General features: G+C 62.4%; 16 protein-coding genes. 14 read left to right on the top strand and 2 right to left on the bottom strand.

Features of this window, described 5'->3' with window-relative positions:
* Positions 1 to 101 precede the first annotated feature (101 nt).
* The 5 genes from ACILSQ_RS19645 (at position 102) to ACILSQ_RS19665 (ending at position 7934) form a co-directional block, all read left to right on the top strand.
* Entirely contained in the window at positions 102 to 2858 is a 2757-nt protein-coding gene (locus ACILSQ_RS19645; RefSeq protein ID WP_395745355.1) for a PVC-type heme-binding CxxCH protein, read from the top strand.
* A gap of 111 nt (positions 2859 to 2969) precedes the next feature.
* Positions 2970 to 3866: a 1,4-dihydroxy-2-naphthoate polyprenyltransferase gene (locus ACILSQ_RS19650; RefSeq protein WP_395745356.1), complete on the top strand. Its 897-nt coding sequence runs from the start codon at positions 2970 to 2972 to the stop codon at positions 3864 to 3866.
* Between the two features lie 52 nt (positions 3867 to 3918).
* Complete coding sequence (locus ACILSQ_RS19655) at positions 3919 to 4881, top strand: hypothetical protein (protein ID WP_395745357.1); 963 nt, start codon at positions 3919 to 3921, stop codon at positions 4879 to 4881.
* Positions 4866 to 5990 (top strand): AMP-binding protein, encoded by a 1125-nt coding sequence (locus tag ACILSQ_RS19660; RefSeq protein WP_395745358.1) that lies wholly within the window; start codon positions 4866 to 4868, stop codon positions 5988 to 5990. The genes ACILSQ_RS19655 and ACILSQ_RS19660 overlap by 16 nt, the downstream gene beginning before the upstream one ends.
* A 66-nt stretch (positions 5991 to 6056) precedes the next feature.
* Entirely contained in the window at positions 6057 to 7934 is a 1878-nt protein-coding gene (locus tag ACILSQ_RS19665; protein WP_395745359.1) for an AsmA-like C-terminal region-containing protein, read from the top strand.
* A 97-nt stretch (positions 7935 to 8031) separates the two neighbouring features.
* On the opposite strand, the gene ACILSQ_RS19670 is transcribed toward ACILSQ_RS19665, so the two are convergent.
* Positions 8032 to 8643 carry a hypothetical protein gene (locus ACILSQ_RS19670; RefSeq protein WP_395745360.1) on the bottom strand — a complete coding sequence of 204 codons (612 nt, stop codon included), beginning with the start codon at positions 8641 to 8643 and terminating at the stop codon, positions 8032 to 8034.
* A 199-nt stretch (positions 8644 to 8842) separates the two neighbouring features.
* Here ACILSQ_RS19670 and ACILSQ_RS19675 point away from each other — a divergent pair, with 199 nt between their 5' ends.
* From ACILSQ_RS19675 to ACILSQ_RS19700, 6 genes are all read left to right on the top strand, one after another.
* Positions 8843 to 9079, top strand: a complete 237-nt coding sequence (locus ACILSQ_RS19675; protein ID WP_395745361.1) for a glycine zipper domain-containing protein — start codon at positions 8843 to 8845, stop codon at positions 9077 to 9079.
* Positions 9080 to 9197: 118 nt separating this feature from the next.
* Complete coding sequence (locus ACILSQ_RS19680) at positions 9198 to 9440, top strand: glycine zipper domain-containing protein (RefSeq protein ID WP_395745362.1); 243 nt, start codon at positions 9198 to 9200, stop codon at positions 9438 to 9440.
* Positions 9441 to 9485: 45 nt separating this feature from the next.
* Positions 9486 to 9995 carry a GtrA family protein gene (locus ACILSQ_RS19685; RefSeq protein ID WP_395745363.1) on the top strand — a complete coding sequence of 170 codons (510 nt, stop codon included), beginning with the start codon at positions 9486 to 9488 and terminating at the stop codon, positions 9993 to 9995.
* Positions 9996 to 10005: 10 nt separating this feature from the next.
* Positions 10006 to 10467, top strand: a complete 462-nt coding sequence (locus ACILSQ_RS19690) for a tRNA (cytidine(34)-2'-O)-methyltransferase (RefSeq protein ID WP_395745364.1) — start codon at positions 10006 to 10008, stop codon at positions 10465 to 10467.
* Positions 10468 to 10508: 41 nt separating this feature from the next.
* Positions 10509 to 11186 (top strand): ABC transporter ATP-binding protein, encoded by a 678-nt coding sequence (locus tag ACILSQ_RS19695; protein WP_395745365.1) that lies wholly within the window; start codon positions 10509 to 10511, stop codon positions 11184 to 11186.
* Positions 11187 to 11231: 45 nt separating this feature from the next.
* Positions 11232 to 12905: a glycoside hydrolase family 75 protein gene (locus ACILSQ_RS19700; protein ID WP_395745366.1), complete on the top strand. Its 1674-nt coding sequence runs from the start codon at positions 11232 to 11234 to the stop codon at positions 12903 to 12905.
* A gap of 124 nt (positions 12906 to 13029) precedes the next feature.
* Here the strand turns inward: ACILSQ_RS19700 and ACILSQ_RS19705 are convergent, their stop codons facing one another.
* Positions 13030 to 13383: a hypothetical protein gene (locus ACILSQ_RS19705; RefSeq protein WP_395745367.1), complete on the bottom strand. Its 354-nt coding sequence runs from the start codon at positions 13381 to 13383 to the stop codon at positions 13030 to 13032.
* Positions 13384 to 13386: 3 nt separating this feature from the next.
* Here ACILSQ_RS19705 and ACILSQ_RS19710 point away from each other — a divergent pair, with 3 nt between their 5' ends.
* The 3 genes from ACILSQ_RS19710 (at position 13387) to ccoN (ending at position 16903) form a co-directional block, all read left to right on the top strand.
* Entirely contained in the window at positions 13387 to 14091 is a 705-nt protein-coding gene (locus ACILSQ_RS19710) for a hypothetical protein (RefSeq protein WP_395745368.1), read from the top strand.
* A 240-nt stretch (positions 14092 to 14331) separates the two neighbouring features.
* Entirely contained in the window at positions 14332 to 14553 is a 222-nt protein-coding gene (locus ACILSQ_RS19715; protein WP_395745369.1) for a hypothetical protein, read from the top strand.
* Positions 14519 to 16903, top strand: coding sequence for a cytochrome-c oxidase, cbb3-type subunit I (gene ccoN, locus ACILSQ_RS19720; protein ID WP_395745370.1), 2385 nt, complete (start codon positions 14519 to 14521; stop codon positions 16901 to 16903). Before ACILSQ_RS19715 ends, ccoN begins: the two co-directional genes overlap by 35 nt.
* Positions 16904 to 16914: the final 11 nt, after the last annotated feature.

Genomic DNA, 16914 nt, shown 5'->3' on the forward strand with positions numbered 1-16914 from the left:
TCCATGCATCAGAGGTCGGGCGCCGTCCCCCCACTTTTCCTGCCAGCTTTGCCTTCCCATTTGCGATTTACTCCGCCCCGCTTCAAAAATCCCGCCCACCCATGCGCCCGATCACGCTCCTCCCCCTCCTCGCCCTCGCCACCGCTTTGCATGCGGATGAATTTCCCAAGCCGTTCAACACTGAGAAAGGCGACCCCATGCCGGCGGAGGAGGTGGCACGCACCATGGAACTGCCGAAGGGCTTCAAGTGTGTCGTGTTTGCGGCCGAGCCAGATGTGCAGCAGCCCATCGCCATGAGCTGGGACGCCAAGGGCCGCCTCTGGGTGGCGGAAAACTACACCTACGCGGAGAATCCCTTGCGCTGGGACACCAAGCTAAAGGACCGCGTCATCATCCTGGAAGACAAAGACGGCGACGGCAAGCACGACGGCCGCAAGGTCTTCTGGGAAGGCGGCAGCTACCTCACCAGCGTGGAGATCGGCTACGGCGGCGTCTGGGTGCTGCACAATGGCACCTTGAGCTTCATCGCGGATAAAAACGGTGACGACATCCCCGATGGCGAACCCGAGGTGCTCCTGGATGGCTTCAATGTGAAGACCATCGGCCACAACATCGTCAACGGTCTGCGCTGGGGGCCGGATGGCTGGCTCTATGGCCGCCACGGCATCACCGACACCTCCAGCGTGGGCGCGCCCGGCACGCCGGCGGACAAGCGCGTGAAGATGAACTGCGCCATCTGGCGCTACCACCCCACCACGAAAGTCCTGGAAACCGTGGCCCACGGCGGCACGAATTCCTGGGGTCATGACTGGAATGCGAACGGTGACCTCTTCATGATCAATACGGTGATCGGCCACCTGTGGCATGTGATTCCCGGCGCGTATTACCGCCGCATGTTTGGCACGCATCTCAACCCGCACGTGTACGAAATCATCGAGCAGACCGCCGACCATTTCCACTGGGACACCGGCGCGGAAAAATGGAGCGACGTCCGCAAAGGCATCAGCAACAAGACCCTCGAACTCGGCGGCGGCCACGCCCACGTCGGCATGCTCATCTACCAGGGCGGCCTCTGGCCCAAGGAATACCACGGCGCCGTCCTCACCTGCAACCTGCACGGCAACCGCATCAACATGGACAAGCTGGAGCGCCAGGGCTGCGGCTACGTCGGCAAGCACGCCCCTGATTTCATGCAGGCCAAGGACACCTGGTTCCGCGGCATCGACCTCCTCACCTGCCCCGACGGCAACGTCGTCGTCTCCGACTGGAGCGACAGCGGCGAATGCCACGACAACGACGGCGTGCACCGCACCAGCGGCCGCATTTACAAGATCGTGTACGGCGAATCCAAGAAAGGCGAGCGCTCCGCCACCAACAACTGGTGGGCCCGCATGGACCTGCAGCAGCAGTATGAAAAGGGCGCTGGTCCAGCACCACGCGCCCTGCGCGGCCTCGCCGATGCCGGCAGCAAGGACGGCCTCGTGCGCCTGCAGACCGCCTCCGACATGCAGCGTCTTCCCCTCGAAGCCCGCTGGCCCATCGCCACCGCTCTCGCCGAGCACGAAGAAGACGCCAACGACCGCCAGCAGCCCCTCATGATCTGGTATGGCATCGAGCCCGCCGTGGCGGCTGATCCCATGAAGGGCGTGGAATTGATCAAAGCAGCCAAGCTCCCCACCGTGCGCCGCCTGGTGGCACGTCGCATCGCCGAGATGATCGAAACCAAACCCGAAGCCGTGGACGCCCTGGTGGCGCTGATGACCGAGCAGAAGGACGTGCGCGACGATGCACTCGCCGGCCTCGCCGCTGGTCTGGACGGCTTCAGCTCCGCCAAAAAGCCGAAGGGCTGGGATGAGTTTGTTGCAAGGAGCGGGGGCCTCCCGGCCCCCGGTGCAGACAAGGCGGGCTCTTCCCCTCTCCTCGCCCTCTCCGCCGTGTTCGGCAGCGGGCGCGCTTCGGAGGAGCTCATCGCCATCGTGAAAAACGCTGAGGGCGATGCCAATGCCCGCGTCAATGCCTTCAAGAGCCTCACCCGCACTGCCAAGCCAGAGTTGCTGCCGGTCATTCGTGCCCTCATCAATGACAAGGTTCTCGGCACCGTAGCCCGCAGCGCCCTCGCCGCCTACGATGACCCGAACATTCCCAAGGCCATGCTCAACCCCTGGCCGGGCCGCAGTGAGGAGCAGCAGGCCGCCACCGTGGCCACGCTGACCTCCCGCCCCAGCTACGCCAAGGCACTGCTCGAAGCCATCAAGGCCAAGAAGATCCCGACGACCGTCGTCTCTCCCTTCCAGGCACGCCAGATCCGCAGCCTCGGCGATGAGTCGCTTAACAAACTTCTCACCGAAGCCTGGGGCGAAATCCGCGACACACCGGAGGCCAAGAAAGCCGAGTTTGCCAAATGGGAAGGTGTGCTGACCGCGGACGCTTTGAAGAAGGCAGATCCTTCCAAAGGCCGCATGATGTTCATGGCCGCCTGCAGCGCCTGCCACAAGCTCTACGGCCAGGGCGGCGCCATCGGCCCCGAGCTCACCGGCAGCGACCGCCACAACCTGAAATACCTCCTCGAAAACATCCTGGATCCCAGTGCCGTCGTCCCCGCCGACTTCCGCGTGAGCGTCCTCAATCTCAAAGACGGCCGCACCATCACCGGCGTCATTCCCGAACAAACCGAACGCACCCTCACCGTTCAGACACCCGCCGAGCGCATCACCATCGAGCGTACCCAGATCGTGAAGCAGGAGCAGCTTCCCATGTCGCTGATGCCGGAAGGCCTGCTCTCCGCACTGGGAGATGAGAACGTGAAGAATCTCATCGCCTACCTCATGTCGAATGGGCAGGTGGAAATGCCCAAATAATGACGAAACCAGAATGAGGAATGACGAATTCTTGCGCTTCCGCAATCCTTTCGTCATTCGATCATTCTACATTCATTCGTCATTCCTCATTCTGGTTTCGTCATTCCTTTTATGCCCCGCCTCTTCGACTGGATCTCCGCCGCACGCCCCAAGACTCTTGGGGCCGCCATCGCACCGGTGATCGTGGGTTGCGCGCTTGGCGCGAAGATTTCGGGGCACTTCAACTGGTGGCTGGCCGTCTGCACGCTGGGAAGCTGTGGCGCGCTGCAGATCGCCACGAATTTTTTCAATGACGCGCTGGATTCCATCAAAGGCGCGGACACCCAGGCGCGCATCGGTCCGCGGCGCATCACCGCCAGCGGTGCGGCTTCCGCCAAAACGGTCAATTTCGCCGCATGGCTGATGCTCGGTGTGGCGACACTCCTAGCCGTGCCGCTGTTTCAGGCGCGGGGTCTGCCGATTCTCTTCATCGGCCTCCCGTCACTGTACTTCTGCTTCGGCTACACGGGCGGGCCTTTGCCTCTGGCCTATCGCGGGCTGGGAGAGCTGTTTGTGATCTTGTTCTTCGGCTTCGTGGCGGTCACGGGCACGGCCTTTGTGCAAACCGGCGAGTGGTATGACGCGGCGGTGGTGGCAGGGTTTCAGATCGGCTGCCTCAGCACCGTTCTCATTGCCATCAACAACTTGCGCGATGTCGAGGAAGACCGGCAGACTGGCAAGAAGACACTGGCCGTGCGGCTGGGCGTGGGCTTTGCGCGGGCGGAGATCGTGTCGCTCATCGTCGCGGCGCATGCGGCGGGTGTTTATTGGTTTCAGCAGGGCTGGCCGCGCGCCTTCACCCTGCCGCTGATCACGCTGCCCATCGGGCTGTTCGTCTGCTGGCGGGTCATCGCCGAACCGCCCAGCCGCGGGCACAACCGCCTGCTGGCCATGAGCGGCTTGCAGCTTCTGCTCTTTTCGGGACTCATGTGCTGGGGCATCATGAAAAGCGCGGATGTGATGCGCTGAAAAAATGTCGAATGACGAATGGAGAATGACGAATGAAGTTCGTCGCCAGGAAATGATGCACCCCATTTATGTCCATGAATACCTGCTGCGCAGCGGCGTGGCGCTGAATGCGGCGAGCATGCGGCGGGTCTTTGCCGGGGCGCTCATCCGGGTGAATGACGGCTATGGCTGCGTGCATCCCTGGCCGGAATTTGGCGATGCCCCGGTGGAGGAGCAGCTTCGTCTGCTCAGCGAGGGCGTCACCACGCCCGTCACAGCCATGGCGCTGCGCTGCGCGGAAATCGACGGCGCGGCAAGGCGCGCCGGTGTGAGCCTTTTCGAAGGGCTGGAGATCCCGCGCAGCCACTACTCCTGGAGCTTTGCCACGGACACCGAGCCGCAAATCGAACGCGTGATCGCAGAGGGCTGGCCCGCCATCAAGGCCAAGGGCTTTGCCAACTATGGCGAAACGATGCGCTTTCTGGAAGGCTGCGCCAAACGGTTTGAAACGCAGGGCGTGCGGCTGCGGGTGGACTTCAATGGTGTGCTGGACCGCCTGACCTTCGGGAAATTCGTCGAGTTCATGCCGCTGAGGGTGTACCGCGCCCTGGATTTCGTGGAAGACCCCTTCCCTTACGATGCGGAGGCCTGGGAGACCATGCGGCAGAAATGGGGCGTGCGGCTGGCCCTGGACAAAGGCTGGAAAAACGGCACGCAGGGTTTTGATGCTGTGGTGGTGAAGCCCGCCCGGCGCGACTGGCGCATCGTGGCGCAGACTCACCCAAACCATCCGCTGGTGCTCACCTCGGCCATGGATCACGCCTTGGGCCAGATGTTCGCGGCCTATGAGGCGGCGGTGGCGCTGCGCGAAGGGCAGGCGCTGGACTTCGGCGGCCTGTGCACGGAGCACCTGTTTGAAAAGGATGAGTTCTTCGAGCGTGTGAGCTCCCATGGCGGCCACCTCTCCGCGGACCGCAGCGGCGGCGGCCTGGGCTTTGGCGAAGTACTGGAGGCTTTGCCATGGAGACGGCTGTAATTCTCCAGCCCGGGTTTTGGAATGACGGCAGCGCCTGGGTGGCCGAGCCCGCTGCATCCGATGAAGGCCGCGCCCTGACGAAGTTTGCACAGGATGAACTGCAAATGCGTGACATCTGCTTTTTCCAGACCAGCGGCACGGAAGGCGTTCGCAAGTGGGTGGGACTGACGAAAGAGGCCCTCATGATTTCAGCACGTGCGGTGAATGCGTTTTTCGACATCACGGCGCGGGATCACTGGCTGCTCGCTCTGCCGGCTCATCATGTGGGCGGCTTTGGCATCCTGGCGCGCTCGTTTGCCAGCGGCAGCGCAGTCAGCGTTCTGGAGGGGAAATGGAATGCCGCTGCCTTCGTGCAGAAGTTTGAAGCGGCGGGGGCCACGCTGGCCTCGCTGGTGCCCACACAGATCTTTGACCTGGTGGCGGCAGAGCTGCGAGCTCCTGCCACTCTGCGCGCTGTGCTGGTGGGTGGCGGAGCTCTGAATGCCGAACTGGAGGCTGCGGCCCTGGCGCACGGCTGGCAGATTCACCGCACCTATGCCATGACTGAGACGGCCTCCACCGTGGCGGCGCAGCCCCGCCCTGGCGCGGAGCTGGAGGTGCTGCCCATCTGGCAGGTGAGCACGGACGCTGAGGGCGTGCTGAGCCTGCGCGGAGAGGCTCTGGCGCTAGGCTACGCCATCTGTGCGGAAGGCCGCTGGCGCTGGGAGCCAGTCCCGCCCACTGGCCTGCGCACGCGCGACCGCGTGGAGATCGTGGAGACGGGAAGCAGGCGCTGCCTGCGCTTTCTCGGGCGCGAGTCCGGCATCGTGAAAATCCTGGGCGAGCTCGTGGCCCTGGCGCCCATTCAGGAGCGCCTCGACACCCTGCGCCTGAAGCTGGGCCTTCAGGAAGACGCCGTCGTATGCGATGTGCCGGATGCCCGCAAGGAGCACGCACTCGTCCTGGTCGTCACCCAGACGATGAGCGGGGAAACCGCCGCCCGTCTGCTGCACGAGCTGAACGAGACCCTGCGGCCCCTGGAGCGGATCGACCGCCTGCAAAGCGTGGCCGCCATCCCGCGCAGTGACCTCGGAAAGGTGCTCATGCCGGCGTTGCGCACCATGCTTTGAATGGGAGGGGGCCGTTCCCTGCGGATCACGCGATAGAATCTGGCCATTCTGTCCACGCGAAATCCCATGCCCACTCCGCCCCGTTCCAAACTTCACCGCTTTCTGCGCTGGCTGCTGCTCTTGGCAGCCCTGCTGCCGCTGCTGCTGTGGGGCTCCTATGAGTGGCTGGTGGGAAAGGCCCGCAACACCCTGGATCAGCGCCTCGCAGACCGCGGCCTGCAGCTCACTTACAAGAGTGAAACATGGACACCCTGGGGCGGCATTACCCTCCGGGACGCAGCCCTGACGCATGTCGGCACCGGCGCGGAGCCGGTGGCGTCCATCTCCCGCGTACACATCGATGTGGAGTGGCTGGCCTCATGGCGCACGCACTCCGCCATCACACGCTGGACGGCGGACGACACCACCCTGGTGGTCAGCGACGAGGCGGGTGCCGTTCCCTTGGAGCACTTCAGCACCGAACTGACCGTGCAGAAGGGAAAGGTGGCCGTGGAGAAGCTCCTCGCCCATCAGGGAGGCCTGACGATTTCTGTGAGCGGAGAGGTCATCACCGCGCCCAAAAGCCCGGGGCCCAAGCCGGGATTTCAGCTCCACCTCAAGGCGCTGCGCGGCGTTTTCGACACCCTGAATTTTTCACCGGGGCATGGCGAATTCAAGGTCACTGGAACCTTCTCCTGGGATGTCCGTGAGAAGCCGTGGACCTGGAGCGCCACGCTGCATGGTGAAGGCCGCCAGGTGGAATGGCGTGGCGTGCCGATGGCGGAGGCCGTCTGCGACGCCCAGCTCAATCAGAATGGCATGGACTCCACACATCAGATCACCTTCGCCAAGGGCGGCACCAAGGTGAACGTGAAACGCGAGAATGGCTGGAAGGGCACCCCGTTGCTGCTTGAAGGAACGGCGACGGACAGCCATGAGCACAGCGACGAATTCTCCGGCTCGTTTCAAACTGACGCAAAGACCCTGCGCATCGACCGCCTCGCCGGCGGGGCCGACCTGCTTGAACTCCTGGGCAATGTACCTGCGCTGGCTCACAAGCTGCCGCATTCCATCCAGGTGAAGACTTTTCCCGATCTCGCCGCCCGGGACTTCGTCTGCACCTGGGAGGCGTCCGGCACACCGCCCTCATGGAGGCTCGCCAGCCTGCAAAGCCGCAGTCCCGCTGATCTCGTCGTCCATGTGCAGAAACATCCGCTGAACATCACCGACCTTACCGGTGCCGTGTCCTATGCGGACAGCCTCTGGGAGATCAAGGACCTGAAAGGCAGGCTCCTGGGCGGCAGCTTTGCGCTGGGTGGCAGCTACAATGGAAAGGTCTTGAGCAAGGCGGACATTGCACTCCAGTCGCTGAATATTTCCCACCTTTCCCCCTGGGCGGGCAAGGTCAGCTCGAAACTGGACAATTCCGAGCTCACGCTGGCCTACCACGGCTCCATCTGCGGCCGTTCCCCTGAGCACTCCACCGGCCGCGGCACGGTGGTGCTGACAAACGCGCCCGTGGTTCACATCCCAGTGCTCGACCAGGCCTACTCCCTCTTTCCCAAACTTCTCCCTCACAAAGGCCATGATGGCACCGGCGAGTTTCAGATGGCCTTTGTGATGACGAAGGGTGTCGCCACCATTGATCCCTTCAAAGCCCGCAGCGAGTCCGTCACCGTCACCGCCCAGGGGACCGTGGACCTGGTGCGCAAACGGGTGGAGGGCCAGGCACGCGCAAATCTCCGCGGCCTCGTGGGGCTGGCCACCTCACCTCTCAGCCACGTGCTCACAGACATGGACATCAGCGGGCCGCTTCATGACATCCGCATTTCTCCGCGCGGCCCCGCCGCCGCGGTGGAAAGGACGGTCAAAGCAGCCAGCGGCGGCGTGCAGTTCACCAGCAAGGCTCTCAGCACCGGACTCACGCTTCCCTTCCGGGCGCTGGGCGTGCTTGATGAGGAATGACGTGCCGCGGCGAGCTCAGAAGCATCTTCCTTACCCCACAAAAAAGGCCCCGACCTTCGCCGGAGCCTTCGAGACTTGAGATTGAACGGTCAGCCGCTTATTTCTCCTTCGGGGGCGAGCCATCCAGAGGGGTGATGACTGGGCGGTCCTTCATTTCGGGGGAGATGAGGAAGTTTTTCGGATTCTCAGGATCGGTGACGAAGGAGATGAGGAAGAGCTCCTCGATCTTGTCCGTCAGCGTTTCCTGGGAGGTGCGCACGGTGGCGTGGACGTAGCCTTTGTCCTTTTCAGACACGAGACCGAGCACGGTGATCTTAAGCGTCTCCTGCTTCCGCTTGGTGGCTTCAGGGCTGAGCTTGAGCTTTCTGTGCCAGGCCTCGCGGTCCACCTGGTAGAACTCCTGCGGAGTCATTTTTTCCAAATCGCTCACACCCTTCACGTTGTAACCGGCGAGCATGTTCTCCTCGTCGGTCATGGTGGGGGCCGTTTTGATGATCTGGATCGTCTCACGCTGGCGGCGCTCCAGAGAGGAGGGCACCAGCATTTGCGAGGCGGTCTTCCAGTCCTGCTGCACGACAGCGGTGAGGTATTTTTTCACCAATGCAGCGCAGGGATGGTCCAGCGGCAACTGCTCCGCCTGCACCGGCAGGGCGGCAAGGCAGAGAAGAGAGACGGCAAAGAGAGAGCGAAGAAAGAAACGCACGTGCATAGAGAAAGTTGGAGGGGGCGGGAGGGTTTGTAGCCGCTGCCAGAATGCCCGTCAAATAAAGAAAGGCGGAGGAGGCCGGAGAGCCGCCGCGCCGCGTATTAAGGATGACAACTTGCCCATGTCCGCAGGATTTTGCTTTTCTTTGTGAACAATTCGGGCCTATTTTACGACAAAGCAGACTGTCAGAAGACCCACTATTATGAAACACATCATCCTCTCCATCATTACTGCTGTCACCATCTCCTCCTGTGCCACCGGACCTGGCGCCCAGCAAGGCGCTGTCATTGGCGGCCTTGGCGGTGCTGCCGTTGGCGGTATCATCGGTTCTCAAAGCGGTCGCGGCCTCGAAGGTGCCGCCATCGGCGGTGCTCTCGGCGCCCTGGGTGGCAATGCCATCGGCAATGCCCGGGATCGTCGTCGCGGCTACTACTACTGATCCCAGCCCTCCTGAGGAATCTCATCCCTAAACCAACATGAAACACTGCGTCCTCTCGATCCTAACAGCCCTCTCACTGGTTTCCTGTGCCTCGGGTCCTAATGCTCAAACTGGCTCCGTGCTCGGTGCTCTGGGTGGTGCCGCCGTCGGTGGCATCATCGGCAACCAAAGCGGTCGTGGCCTGGAAGGTGCCGCCATTGGCGCCGGCCTCGGAGCCTTGGGTGGCAATGCTCTCGGCAATGCCCGCGACCAGCGGAACTATTACCAGGGACAGGGTCAGCAGGGCTACTACCGCGGCGGCCCGCCCCCGAACCAGCAGCAGGGCTACTACGACCGCAACGGCAACTACCACCGTTATTAAGCATCCTTTGCTTGCAGTAGCACGATCCCCGGAGAGCCTCACTCGATGATGTCAAAAATCGGTGAGGCTCTTCAATTTTTCCGTGAAAACAGCTGGCGTGCGATCTGGGCGCGCCTGAACACGCGCGACACAGATCCGCTGGTGCAGTTCATCAAATACGGCATCTGCGGCATCGGCTCGCTCACCCTCACCACGGCGATCGTTTATGTTCTCTCCCGATGGGGCCACTACCCGGCGCTGACCAGCATGGGCCTTCCCGATGATGTGCGTGCGGTAAACCTCACGTATAACAACATCATCGCCTTTTTCTTTGGCAACATCTTTGCCTATGTGACCAATTCCTTGTGGGTGTTCATCCCGGGGCGCCATCACCGCGTGCTGGAGTTTGTGTACTTTTCGGCGGTCAGTTCGACGGGATTTGGCATCGGCCTGCTGGCCGGCCCTTATCTCATCAAATGGTACGGGATCAGCACCTTCACCGCGCAGCTTCTGCTGATTGTCGCCTCCACGCTGGTGAACTTCATCTGCCGGAAGCTCTTTGTATTCAAGGCCTGAGGCCGCATTCATGCTGAACGTCGTCCTCTTTCAGCCTGAAATTCCGCACAACACCGGAGCCATCGGGCGGCTGTGTCTCGCCACGGGCGCACGCCTGCACCTGATCAAACCCCTGGGCTTCAGCCTGGGCGACAAGCAGCTCAAACGCGCCGGACTGGACTACTGGCAGGAGGTGGAGGTGCGCGTCTGGGATACTTGGGAGGCGCTGGCGGCGGAGATTCCAGCCGGGGCCGCGTGCTGGTTCGTGGAGTGCCAGGGGGAGCTCACCTACTGGGAGGCCGACCTCAGCACTCAGGAGATTTACCTCGTTTTCGGGCCCGAGACACGCGGCATCCCGCCCTCCGTGCTGCGGCCGGGCCGCTGCCTGTGCATTCCCATGCGGGGGACGCGCAGCCTGAATCTGGCCACGGCCGCCGGCATCGTGATGTACGAAACACTCAGACAACGCACCCAGGCGGGCATCCTGCCTTGACGCCGCGTGGCATCTGCGGAGCGTAGCACCATTCCATTTTCATGAGCCAGGAAGCCGCCCCACTTGCCGCACGTGATGTGCATCGTACCTACCACCTTGCCGGGCATGACCTGCCAGTGCTGCGTGGCGTGAATGTCGAAGTCGCCGCGGGTGAGAAAGTCTTCCTCTGCGGCCAGTCCGGTGCCGGCAAAACCACCCTCCTCTACGTACTCGGCGGCCTGGAGCAGCCCACGTCTGGAGACGTGCTGGTGCACGGGCGCTCCCTTTATCAGGCAGCAGCGGTGGAGCGCGCCCGCACGCGCAACCAGGTCATGGGCTTCGTTTTCCAGCACTACTTCCTGCTGCCGGAACTCACCGCCCTGGAGAATGTGGTGCTCCCTTCCATGATCGGCGGCAAAAAGGCTGAGGCACGCGCCCGCGAACTGCTCGACAAGGTGGGCCTCAGCGGCCGCCTCCAGCACCTGCCCACTGAGCTCTCCGGCGGCGAGCAGCAGCGCGTGGCCATCGCCCGTGCGCTCATCAACAACCCCGGCATCATTTACGCGGACGAACCCACCGGCAACCTCGACGCCAGCACCGGCAGCGGCGTCATCGACATGCTCATGCAGGTGGTGGACGAGGCAAAAAAAACACTCATCGTGGTCACGCATGACCAGGTGCTGGCCAAACGTGGCGACCGCCGTCTCCTGCTCAAAGAAGGCCGTCTGGAAGAAGGATGATACGCTCGCTCCGGCGTTGAAACGAGATTAGACTTCTGCACGCGTATGTCTTCGGAATCTCCCCAGCCAGCCACGGACACCCCTCCCCCGTCTGAACCGCCGCGCCGGAAACGCGGCTGCTTTGGCTCCTTCATCCGGCTCGCTTTTATTCTGTCGTTGGTCGTCGCGCTTGCGCTGCCCTTCACGCCCTATGCGGGAAAGATCACCAAGCGCATCCAGGACATTCTGGACTCCGCCCGCGGCGCCAAGGAGCGCATCATCACCCGCGATGTGCTGCGCGACGTGATCAAGGAGGTGCCCGTGGTCAAAGAAGTGACCAAGGAGGTCATCCGCGAAGTGCAGCCGCCCCTGCCGGACAAGTTTATTCCGCGCAAGGACATCGACGTGGCCACGCTTTTCAACGGCATCACCGTGAAGACGAACCTGGTCACGGAGGAGGGCGGTTTTGCCAGCCTGGAGCGCCTGGACCCCGAGGCCTACAAAGCAGAGTTTCAGCTCAGCATCCGCGTGCCGAAGGCGAACCAGACCCTGGCGGAGCTCTCCCGCATCAACAAAAACCTCCCCGCCATTTTGCCCGGCTTGGAAGGCATGCTCGCCAGCGGCAAGGTCAGCGGCTTCTACCACAAGCTCTACGAAAACAAAACCAACCGCGTGCAGAACGACCTCACGCGCCTGAACAAGATCCTGGACCGCCACAACTTCTACGACACCGAGACCATCCTGGAGCTCACCCACCCCGCCACCCAGCGCCGCGCCCTGCTCATCCAGTCTGAGATGGATGTGGTGGCCGACGGCTCCGATGGCGACCGCATGCCGGCGCTGGACGAATACATCTATCTTTCGGACTACTACCAGCCCTTCACCAGCTACGCCTGGGCCAAGACCACAAAGACCCCCAACCCGTTGCTCGCCAGATGGGAGGACCGTCTTGCCAAAGCCCAGGATGAGTTTTCCAAGAAGGGGCTCAGCTCCACGCGCAATCGGGAGCTCAAGGTGATGATCGACCAGCTCAAGCTGGAGGTCGGTGAGTTCAAATCCCGCAGCAGCCTCATTGCAGAAAAAGACCCCTTCATCGTCCTCTCGCTGCTCTTCCGCGGGTATTCGGACCAGAACAAGTTCACCCCGCAGATCGGCGACTATGCCGCCGTCATCCACGAAGGGAAAATATACCCCGCCATCTGCGGCGACTACGGCCCCAGTTTCAAAATGGGGGAGGCCTCCCTGCTCATGGCTAAAACCATCAATCCCAAGGCCACACCCTACATCCGCCCCGAGAGCGACCTGAAGGTCACCTACCTCATCTTTCCCGGCACTGCGGAGAAGGAGCGCAGCGCGCCGGATCTGGCGAAGTGGCAGGAAAAATGCCAGGCCCTGCTGGGAGAAGTGGGCGGCATCGGCGCTGGATACACGCTGCATGTGTGGGAAGACCCCTTCAAGAAACCGGAGGCTCCGCCCGTCACCGTCATGCCTCCAGCCGCCACAGGCACAACCCCGCCGGCCAATGACGCCGCTACTCCGGGCACGCCGGGAACGATCACCACGCCGCCGCCGGCCCCGAGCACCACCACGCCACCCCTGCCCGGGCCCGCCACCGCCCCCATCATTCTCTCCCCCACCCCGCCGCCTGCAGAGGCATCAAAGGTTGGCGAAAAGAAAGCCGCCCCGAAGGCTGAGCCCAAAAAATCCAGCGGTGGCAAGTCGAAGACGAAGGGGAAATGAGGAGGGCATGTTTCAAATCGCGCCATTCACGTCCGCCAGTCTTTCTTTGTGGCTCGTGTTTGCCGGAATTGTTTATACCGTGGCTCGTTATGCACCGTTATGGTGTCTTCCTCTGGGACATTTTTCAGTCGCAGTCATTTTCTACCAGATGAACGTCGCCTGGATGACTCATGAAATGCGCAAGCCCGAATGGAACGGCACGCCAGACATAGACATCATCTTTGCGTGCGGTGTGCTCGCGGAGATAGGCTTCGTGTGCTTTGCGCTGCTGCCATTCACAGCCCTGGGCCTTTATCTCAAGTGGCGGCATCATCGGCAGGCTGTCCGCAGCGGCAGGACGAGCCTGGGAATCTCTTTTGTAAGCTGAGGCTATTGGCCCGAAGGCCGTGCCTGTGCTCTTGTCGGCCATCACTCCCCTCAATACCCGGTTCAACTTTATCAATGCGATCTCTTGTTCCGCTGCGCTGAGAGATCGCATGCCATGAAACGCACCTCCCTTCTCCTCTCATCCGTCGCGGCAGCCGTCATTCTCAGCGCCTGCGAAACCACCTCCATCAGCAATGTCGGTCGCAATCCCTTCTACCGGGGCGAGATCGCTGAGGCGGATCTGCTGGGCATACCCGCGAACGGCAGCGTCACCGATGCCGCCATTCGCGCCACTCTTGAGGGGGCATCCCGCCGGTCCGTGCGGCTGCACCCGGGCGAGCATATTCTCCTGATTCAATCCGGAAGCATTCAGCCGGACGGTGCGCTGAGCCGGGCTTTCGAGCAGCACGTGCGCGTGAGTCCCTACTCCGGCCTGCCCCAGGACAGCGATGGCCAGGCGCAGGCTGCAAAACGCCCGGACCCCAGGGTACTTCGCATGGCGGCAGCCAGGGCTGGAGCGAGCAAAATCGTCTGCGTTTGGGGTCTCCTGGAATCCGCGCATGATTCCACCGGCTTCGACAGCATCACCTGGCTGCCAGTCGTCGGCGAGTTCATTCCGGGAAAGCGCACCGTCACCCGGCTCACGCTCAAAGCCATGGTCATGGACACCGCCACCGGCTCCTGGAAAAGCTTCAGCACGGACCCCATCACCGACAAACGTGTGACCGCGGCGATCACCGAGGATCTGCAAAGCTCAAGGCAGATCGAGCAGATGAAAGGCGGGGCCTACGCGCAACTGGCGCGGCGCATGACGCTCTGATTGATCCAGCGGCGAATTCCCTCTCTCGGGGGCGGGTCGGACGTCTGAAAATTCAGGCGTCGTCCGCCCCCTTTTGCGTGTCAGCGGCGCATTAAATCTCCATCGGCTTTCACCCCGCTGACCGCGCCTCTTTTGCGCAGCGCCACAAGATCGGATGAGGCTATCCCAAGGGGGGGAGAGCGGGTGGCTATGATCTGCGCTTCTGTGGTGTCGCGCGAGCCCATTGCTCTGCAGCCCCTCATGGAAGTTTTTGCCGTCACCATCTTCGTCAGCCTCATGTTCGCCGTCCTCTTTGCGGCCCTGTATCTGGCGGAGCGTGCGCAGCGGCGCCGGGGCAGCATCGAGCAGGATGCGCTGCTGCCGCTCGATGAACCCGAAGGCGCGCGCATGACCGTCCCCGCCTCCCTTTCCCACCCCTCCTTTCCCCATGACAAGCACCGCAGCCTCCAAAGTCCCCATTGAGTTCAACGACAAAGTCGTGCGCCAGTTCATGCTGGCCTCGATCATCTTCGGCGTCGTTGCCATGCTCGCCGGCGTTTTCATCGCCAGCCAGCTCAACTACCACCAGCTCAACCTCGCCGAATGGCTCACCTTCGGCCGCCTGCGCCCGCTGCACACCAATGCGGCGATTTTTGCGTTCGTGGGGAACATGATGTTCGCGGGCATCTACTACTCCACGCAGCGGCTGTGCAAATGCCGCATGGGCAATGACACGCTGAGCAACATCCACTTCTGGGGCTGGCAGGCCATCATCGTGGCTGCGGCCATCACGCTGCCCCTGGGCCTCTCCCGCGGCAAGGAATACGCCGAGCTCATCTGGCCCATCAATGTGGCCGTGGCGGTCATCTGGGTGGTGTTTGCGGTGAACTTCTTCCTGACGCTGCACAAGCGCAACGAGCCCAGCCTGTATGTGGCGCTCTGGTTCTACATCGCCACCATCGTGACCGTGGCGATGCTCTACATCGTCAATCATCTCTCCATTCCCACGAGCTGGACGCACAGCTACGGCATCTTCGCCGGCGTGCAGGATGCGCTGGTGCAGTGGTGGTATGGGCACAACGCCGTGGCCTTCTTCCTCACCACTCCCATCCTCGGCATCATGTACTACTTCCTGCCGAAGGCGGCGGAGCGGCCGGTGTACTCCTACCGGCTGTCCATCGTGCACTTCTGGTCGCTGGTGTTCCTCTACATCTGGGCTGGCCCGCACCACCTGCTGAACACCGCCCTGCCAAAGTGGCTGCAGATGCTGGGCATGTTCTTCAGCCTCATGCTGTGGGCCCCGAGCTGGGGCGGCATGCTCAACGGCCTCCTCACCCTGCGCGGCGCCTGGGACAAGCTGCGCACGGACCCCGTGATCAAGTTCTTCATCGCCGGTGTGACATTTTATGGTATGGCCACGTTTGAGGGGCCGCTGCTCTCCATCCGCGCGGTGAATTCGCTCTCTCATTACTCGGACTGGACCATCGGCCACGTGCATGCCGGCGCCCTTGGCTGGAATGGCTTCATGGCGGCAGGCATGTTTTACTGGCTGGCCCCCCGCCTGTGGAACACCCGCCTGCATTCCATCAGCATGGCCAACTTCCATTTCTGGATCGGCACCTTCGGCATCCTCCTCTACGTCGTGGCCATGTGGATCAGCGGCATCATGCAGGGTCTCATGCTAAACCAGGTCACCGCGGACGGCCTCGCAGTGAAGAACACCTTCCTCGACACCCTGCAGGCCATCCGCCCGTTGATGGGCCTGCGCGTGATCGGCGGCGGCATGTTCCTCGTCGGCTGGATCGTGATGTGCATCAACCTCTGGAAGACCATCCGCAGCGGCAAGGCGGTCAATGAAGTGCGCGAAGTGGCCGTGCTTGCCAAAGGAGGCACGGACACCATGGGCATGAAGGAAACCTTCTTCAATGACCCAACGGCCTGCACCTTTGGCGCGCTGCTGCTTATCTTCGGCTGGATCTTCCTCCCGCCTGGTGCGGACGTGGCCTCCCTCATCTGCGCCATCATCTTTGGCTTCCTCGCCGTGCGTCGTTTCCAGCAGTCGAGCAAGTCCTGGGCTGGCTGGTATGAGAAGCTGCTGCACAATTACCTTCCTTTCACGGTTCTCACCTTCGTGGCTGTGGTCATCGGCGGCCTCATCCAGATCATCCCCACCGTCACGGTCAACAGCGCCAAGAACGTCGAGGACCGCGTGCAGAAGCTCTACGAACCCCTGGAGCTTGCAGGCCGTGACATTTACGTCAGCGAAGGCTGCTACAACTGCCACTCCCAGATGATCCGCACCCTGGTGCCGGACGTCATGCGCTACGGCGACTACTCCCGCCTGGGTGAGAGCATCTACGACCACCCCTTCCAGTGGGGCTCCAAGCGCACCGGCCCCGATCTCGCCCGCGAAGGCGGCCAGCGCCCCGACTCCTGGCACTACGAGCACCTCATGGACCCGCGCTCCATGTCTCCGCAGTCCAACATGCCGCCGTATGCCCACCTGAGCACGAAGGCCTTTGACCAGAAGGCGCTGCCTTCCAAGATCGCCGTTCTCCGCCAGCTCGGCGTGCCGTATCCGCCCATGGATGCCACGGAGATCAAGATGAAGGCTCTGGAGCAGGGCGTGAAGATCGCCACCGAGCTCAAGAAATCGAACATCGTGGTGCGTCCTGACAGCGAGATGGTGGCCGTGATCGCCTACCTGCAAAAGCTCGGCCAGTTCGAGCAGCCAACCGTCGAGGACGCACTGGCCAGGAAAGGACAGGGCATCCCCTTCCCGCTGGCCCCCATCATTCCTGACAACGGCCGCCGCACCACAGGCGCCGAGTAACCCCCGCTCCC

It is taken from the genome of Prosthecobacter sp. (assembly GCF_044227185.1).
GTDB lineage: Bacteria > Verrucomicrobiota > Verrucomicrobiia > Verrucomicrobiales > Verrucomicrobiaceae > Prosthecobacter.

Coding starts and splice junctions, on each gene's coding strand:
- ACILSQ_RS19645 (WP_395745355.1), top strand. CDS start 102: ATGCGCCCGATCACGCTCCTCCCCCTCCTCGCCCTCGCCACCGCTTTG.
- ACILSQ_RS19670 (WP_395745360.1), bottom strand. CDS start 8,643: ATGCACGTGCGTTTCTTTCTTCGCTCTCTCTTTGCCGTCTCTCTTCTC.
- ACILSQ_RS19655 (WP_395745357.1), top strand. CDS start 3,919: ATGATGCACCCCATTTATGTCCATGAATACCTGCTGCGCAGCGGCGTG.
- ACILSQ_RS19665 (WP_395745359.1), top strand. CDS start 6,057: ATGCCCACTCCGCCCCGTTCCAAACTTCACCGCTTTCTGCGCTGGCTG.
- ccoN (WP_395745370.1), top strand. CDS start 14,519: ATGACAAGCACCGCAGCCTCCAAAGTCCCCATTGAGTTCAACGACAAA.
- ACILSQ_RS19715 (WP_395745369.1), top strand. CDS start 14,332: ATGGAAGTTTTTGCCGTCACCATCTTCGTCAGCCTCATGTTCGCCGTC.
- ACILSQ_RS19710 (WP_395745368.1), top strand. CDS start 13,387: ATGAAACGCACCTCCCTTCTCCTCTCATCCGTCGCGGCAGCCGTCATT.
- ACILSQ_RS19650 (WP_395745356.1), top strand. CDS start 2,970: ATGCCCCGCCTCTTCGACTGGATCTCCGCCGCACGCCCCAAGACTCTT.
- ACILSQ_RS19675 (WP_395745361.1), top strand. CDS start 8,843: ATGAAACACATCATCCTCTCCATCATTACTGCTGTCACCATCTCCTCC.
- ACILSQ_RS19660 (WP_395745358.1), top strand. CDS start 4,866: ATGGAGACGGCTGTAATTCTCCAGCCCGGGTTTTGGAATGACGGCAGC.
- ACILSQ_RS19690 (WP_395745364.1), top strand. CDS start 10,006: ATGCTGAACGTCGTCCTCTTTCAGCCTGAAATTCCGCACAACACCGGA.
- ACILSQ_RS19705 (WP_395745367.1), bottom strand. CDS start 13,383: ATGCGATCTCTCAGCGCAGCGGAACAAGAGATCGCATTGATAAAGTTG.
- ACILSQ_RS19695 (WP_395745365.1), top strand. CDS start 10,509: ATGAGCCAGGAAGCCGCCCCACTTGCCGCACGTGATGTGCATCGTACC.
- ACILSQ_RS19700 (WP_395745366.1), top strand. CDS start 11,232: ATGTCTTCGGAATCTCCCCAGCCAGCCACGGACACCCCTCCCCCGTCT.
- ACILSQ_RS19685 (WP_395745363.1), top strand. CDS start 9,486: ATGATGTCAAAAATCGGTGAGGCTCTTCAATTTTTCCGTGAAAACAGC.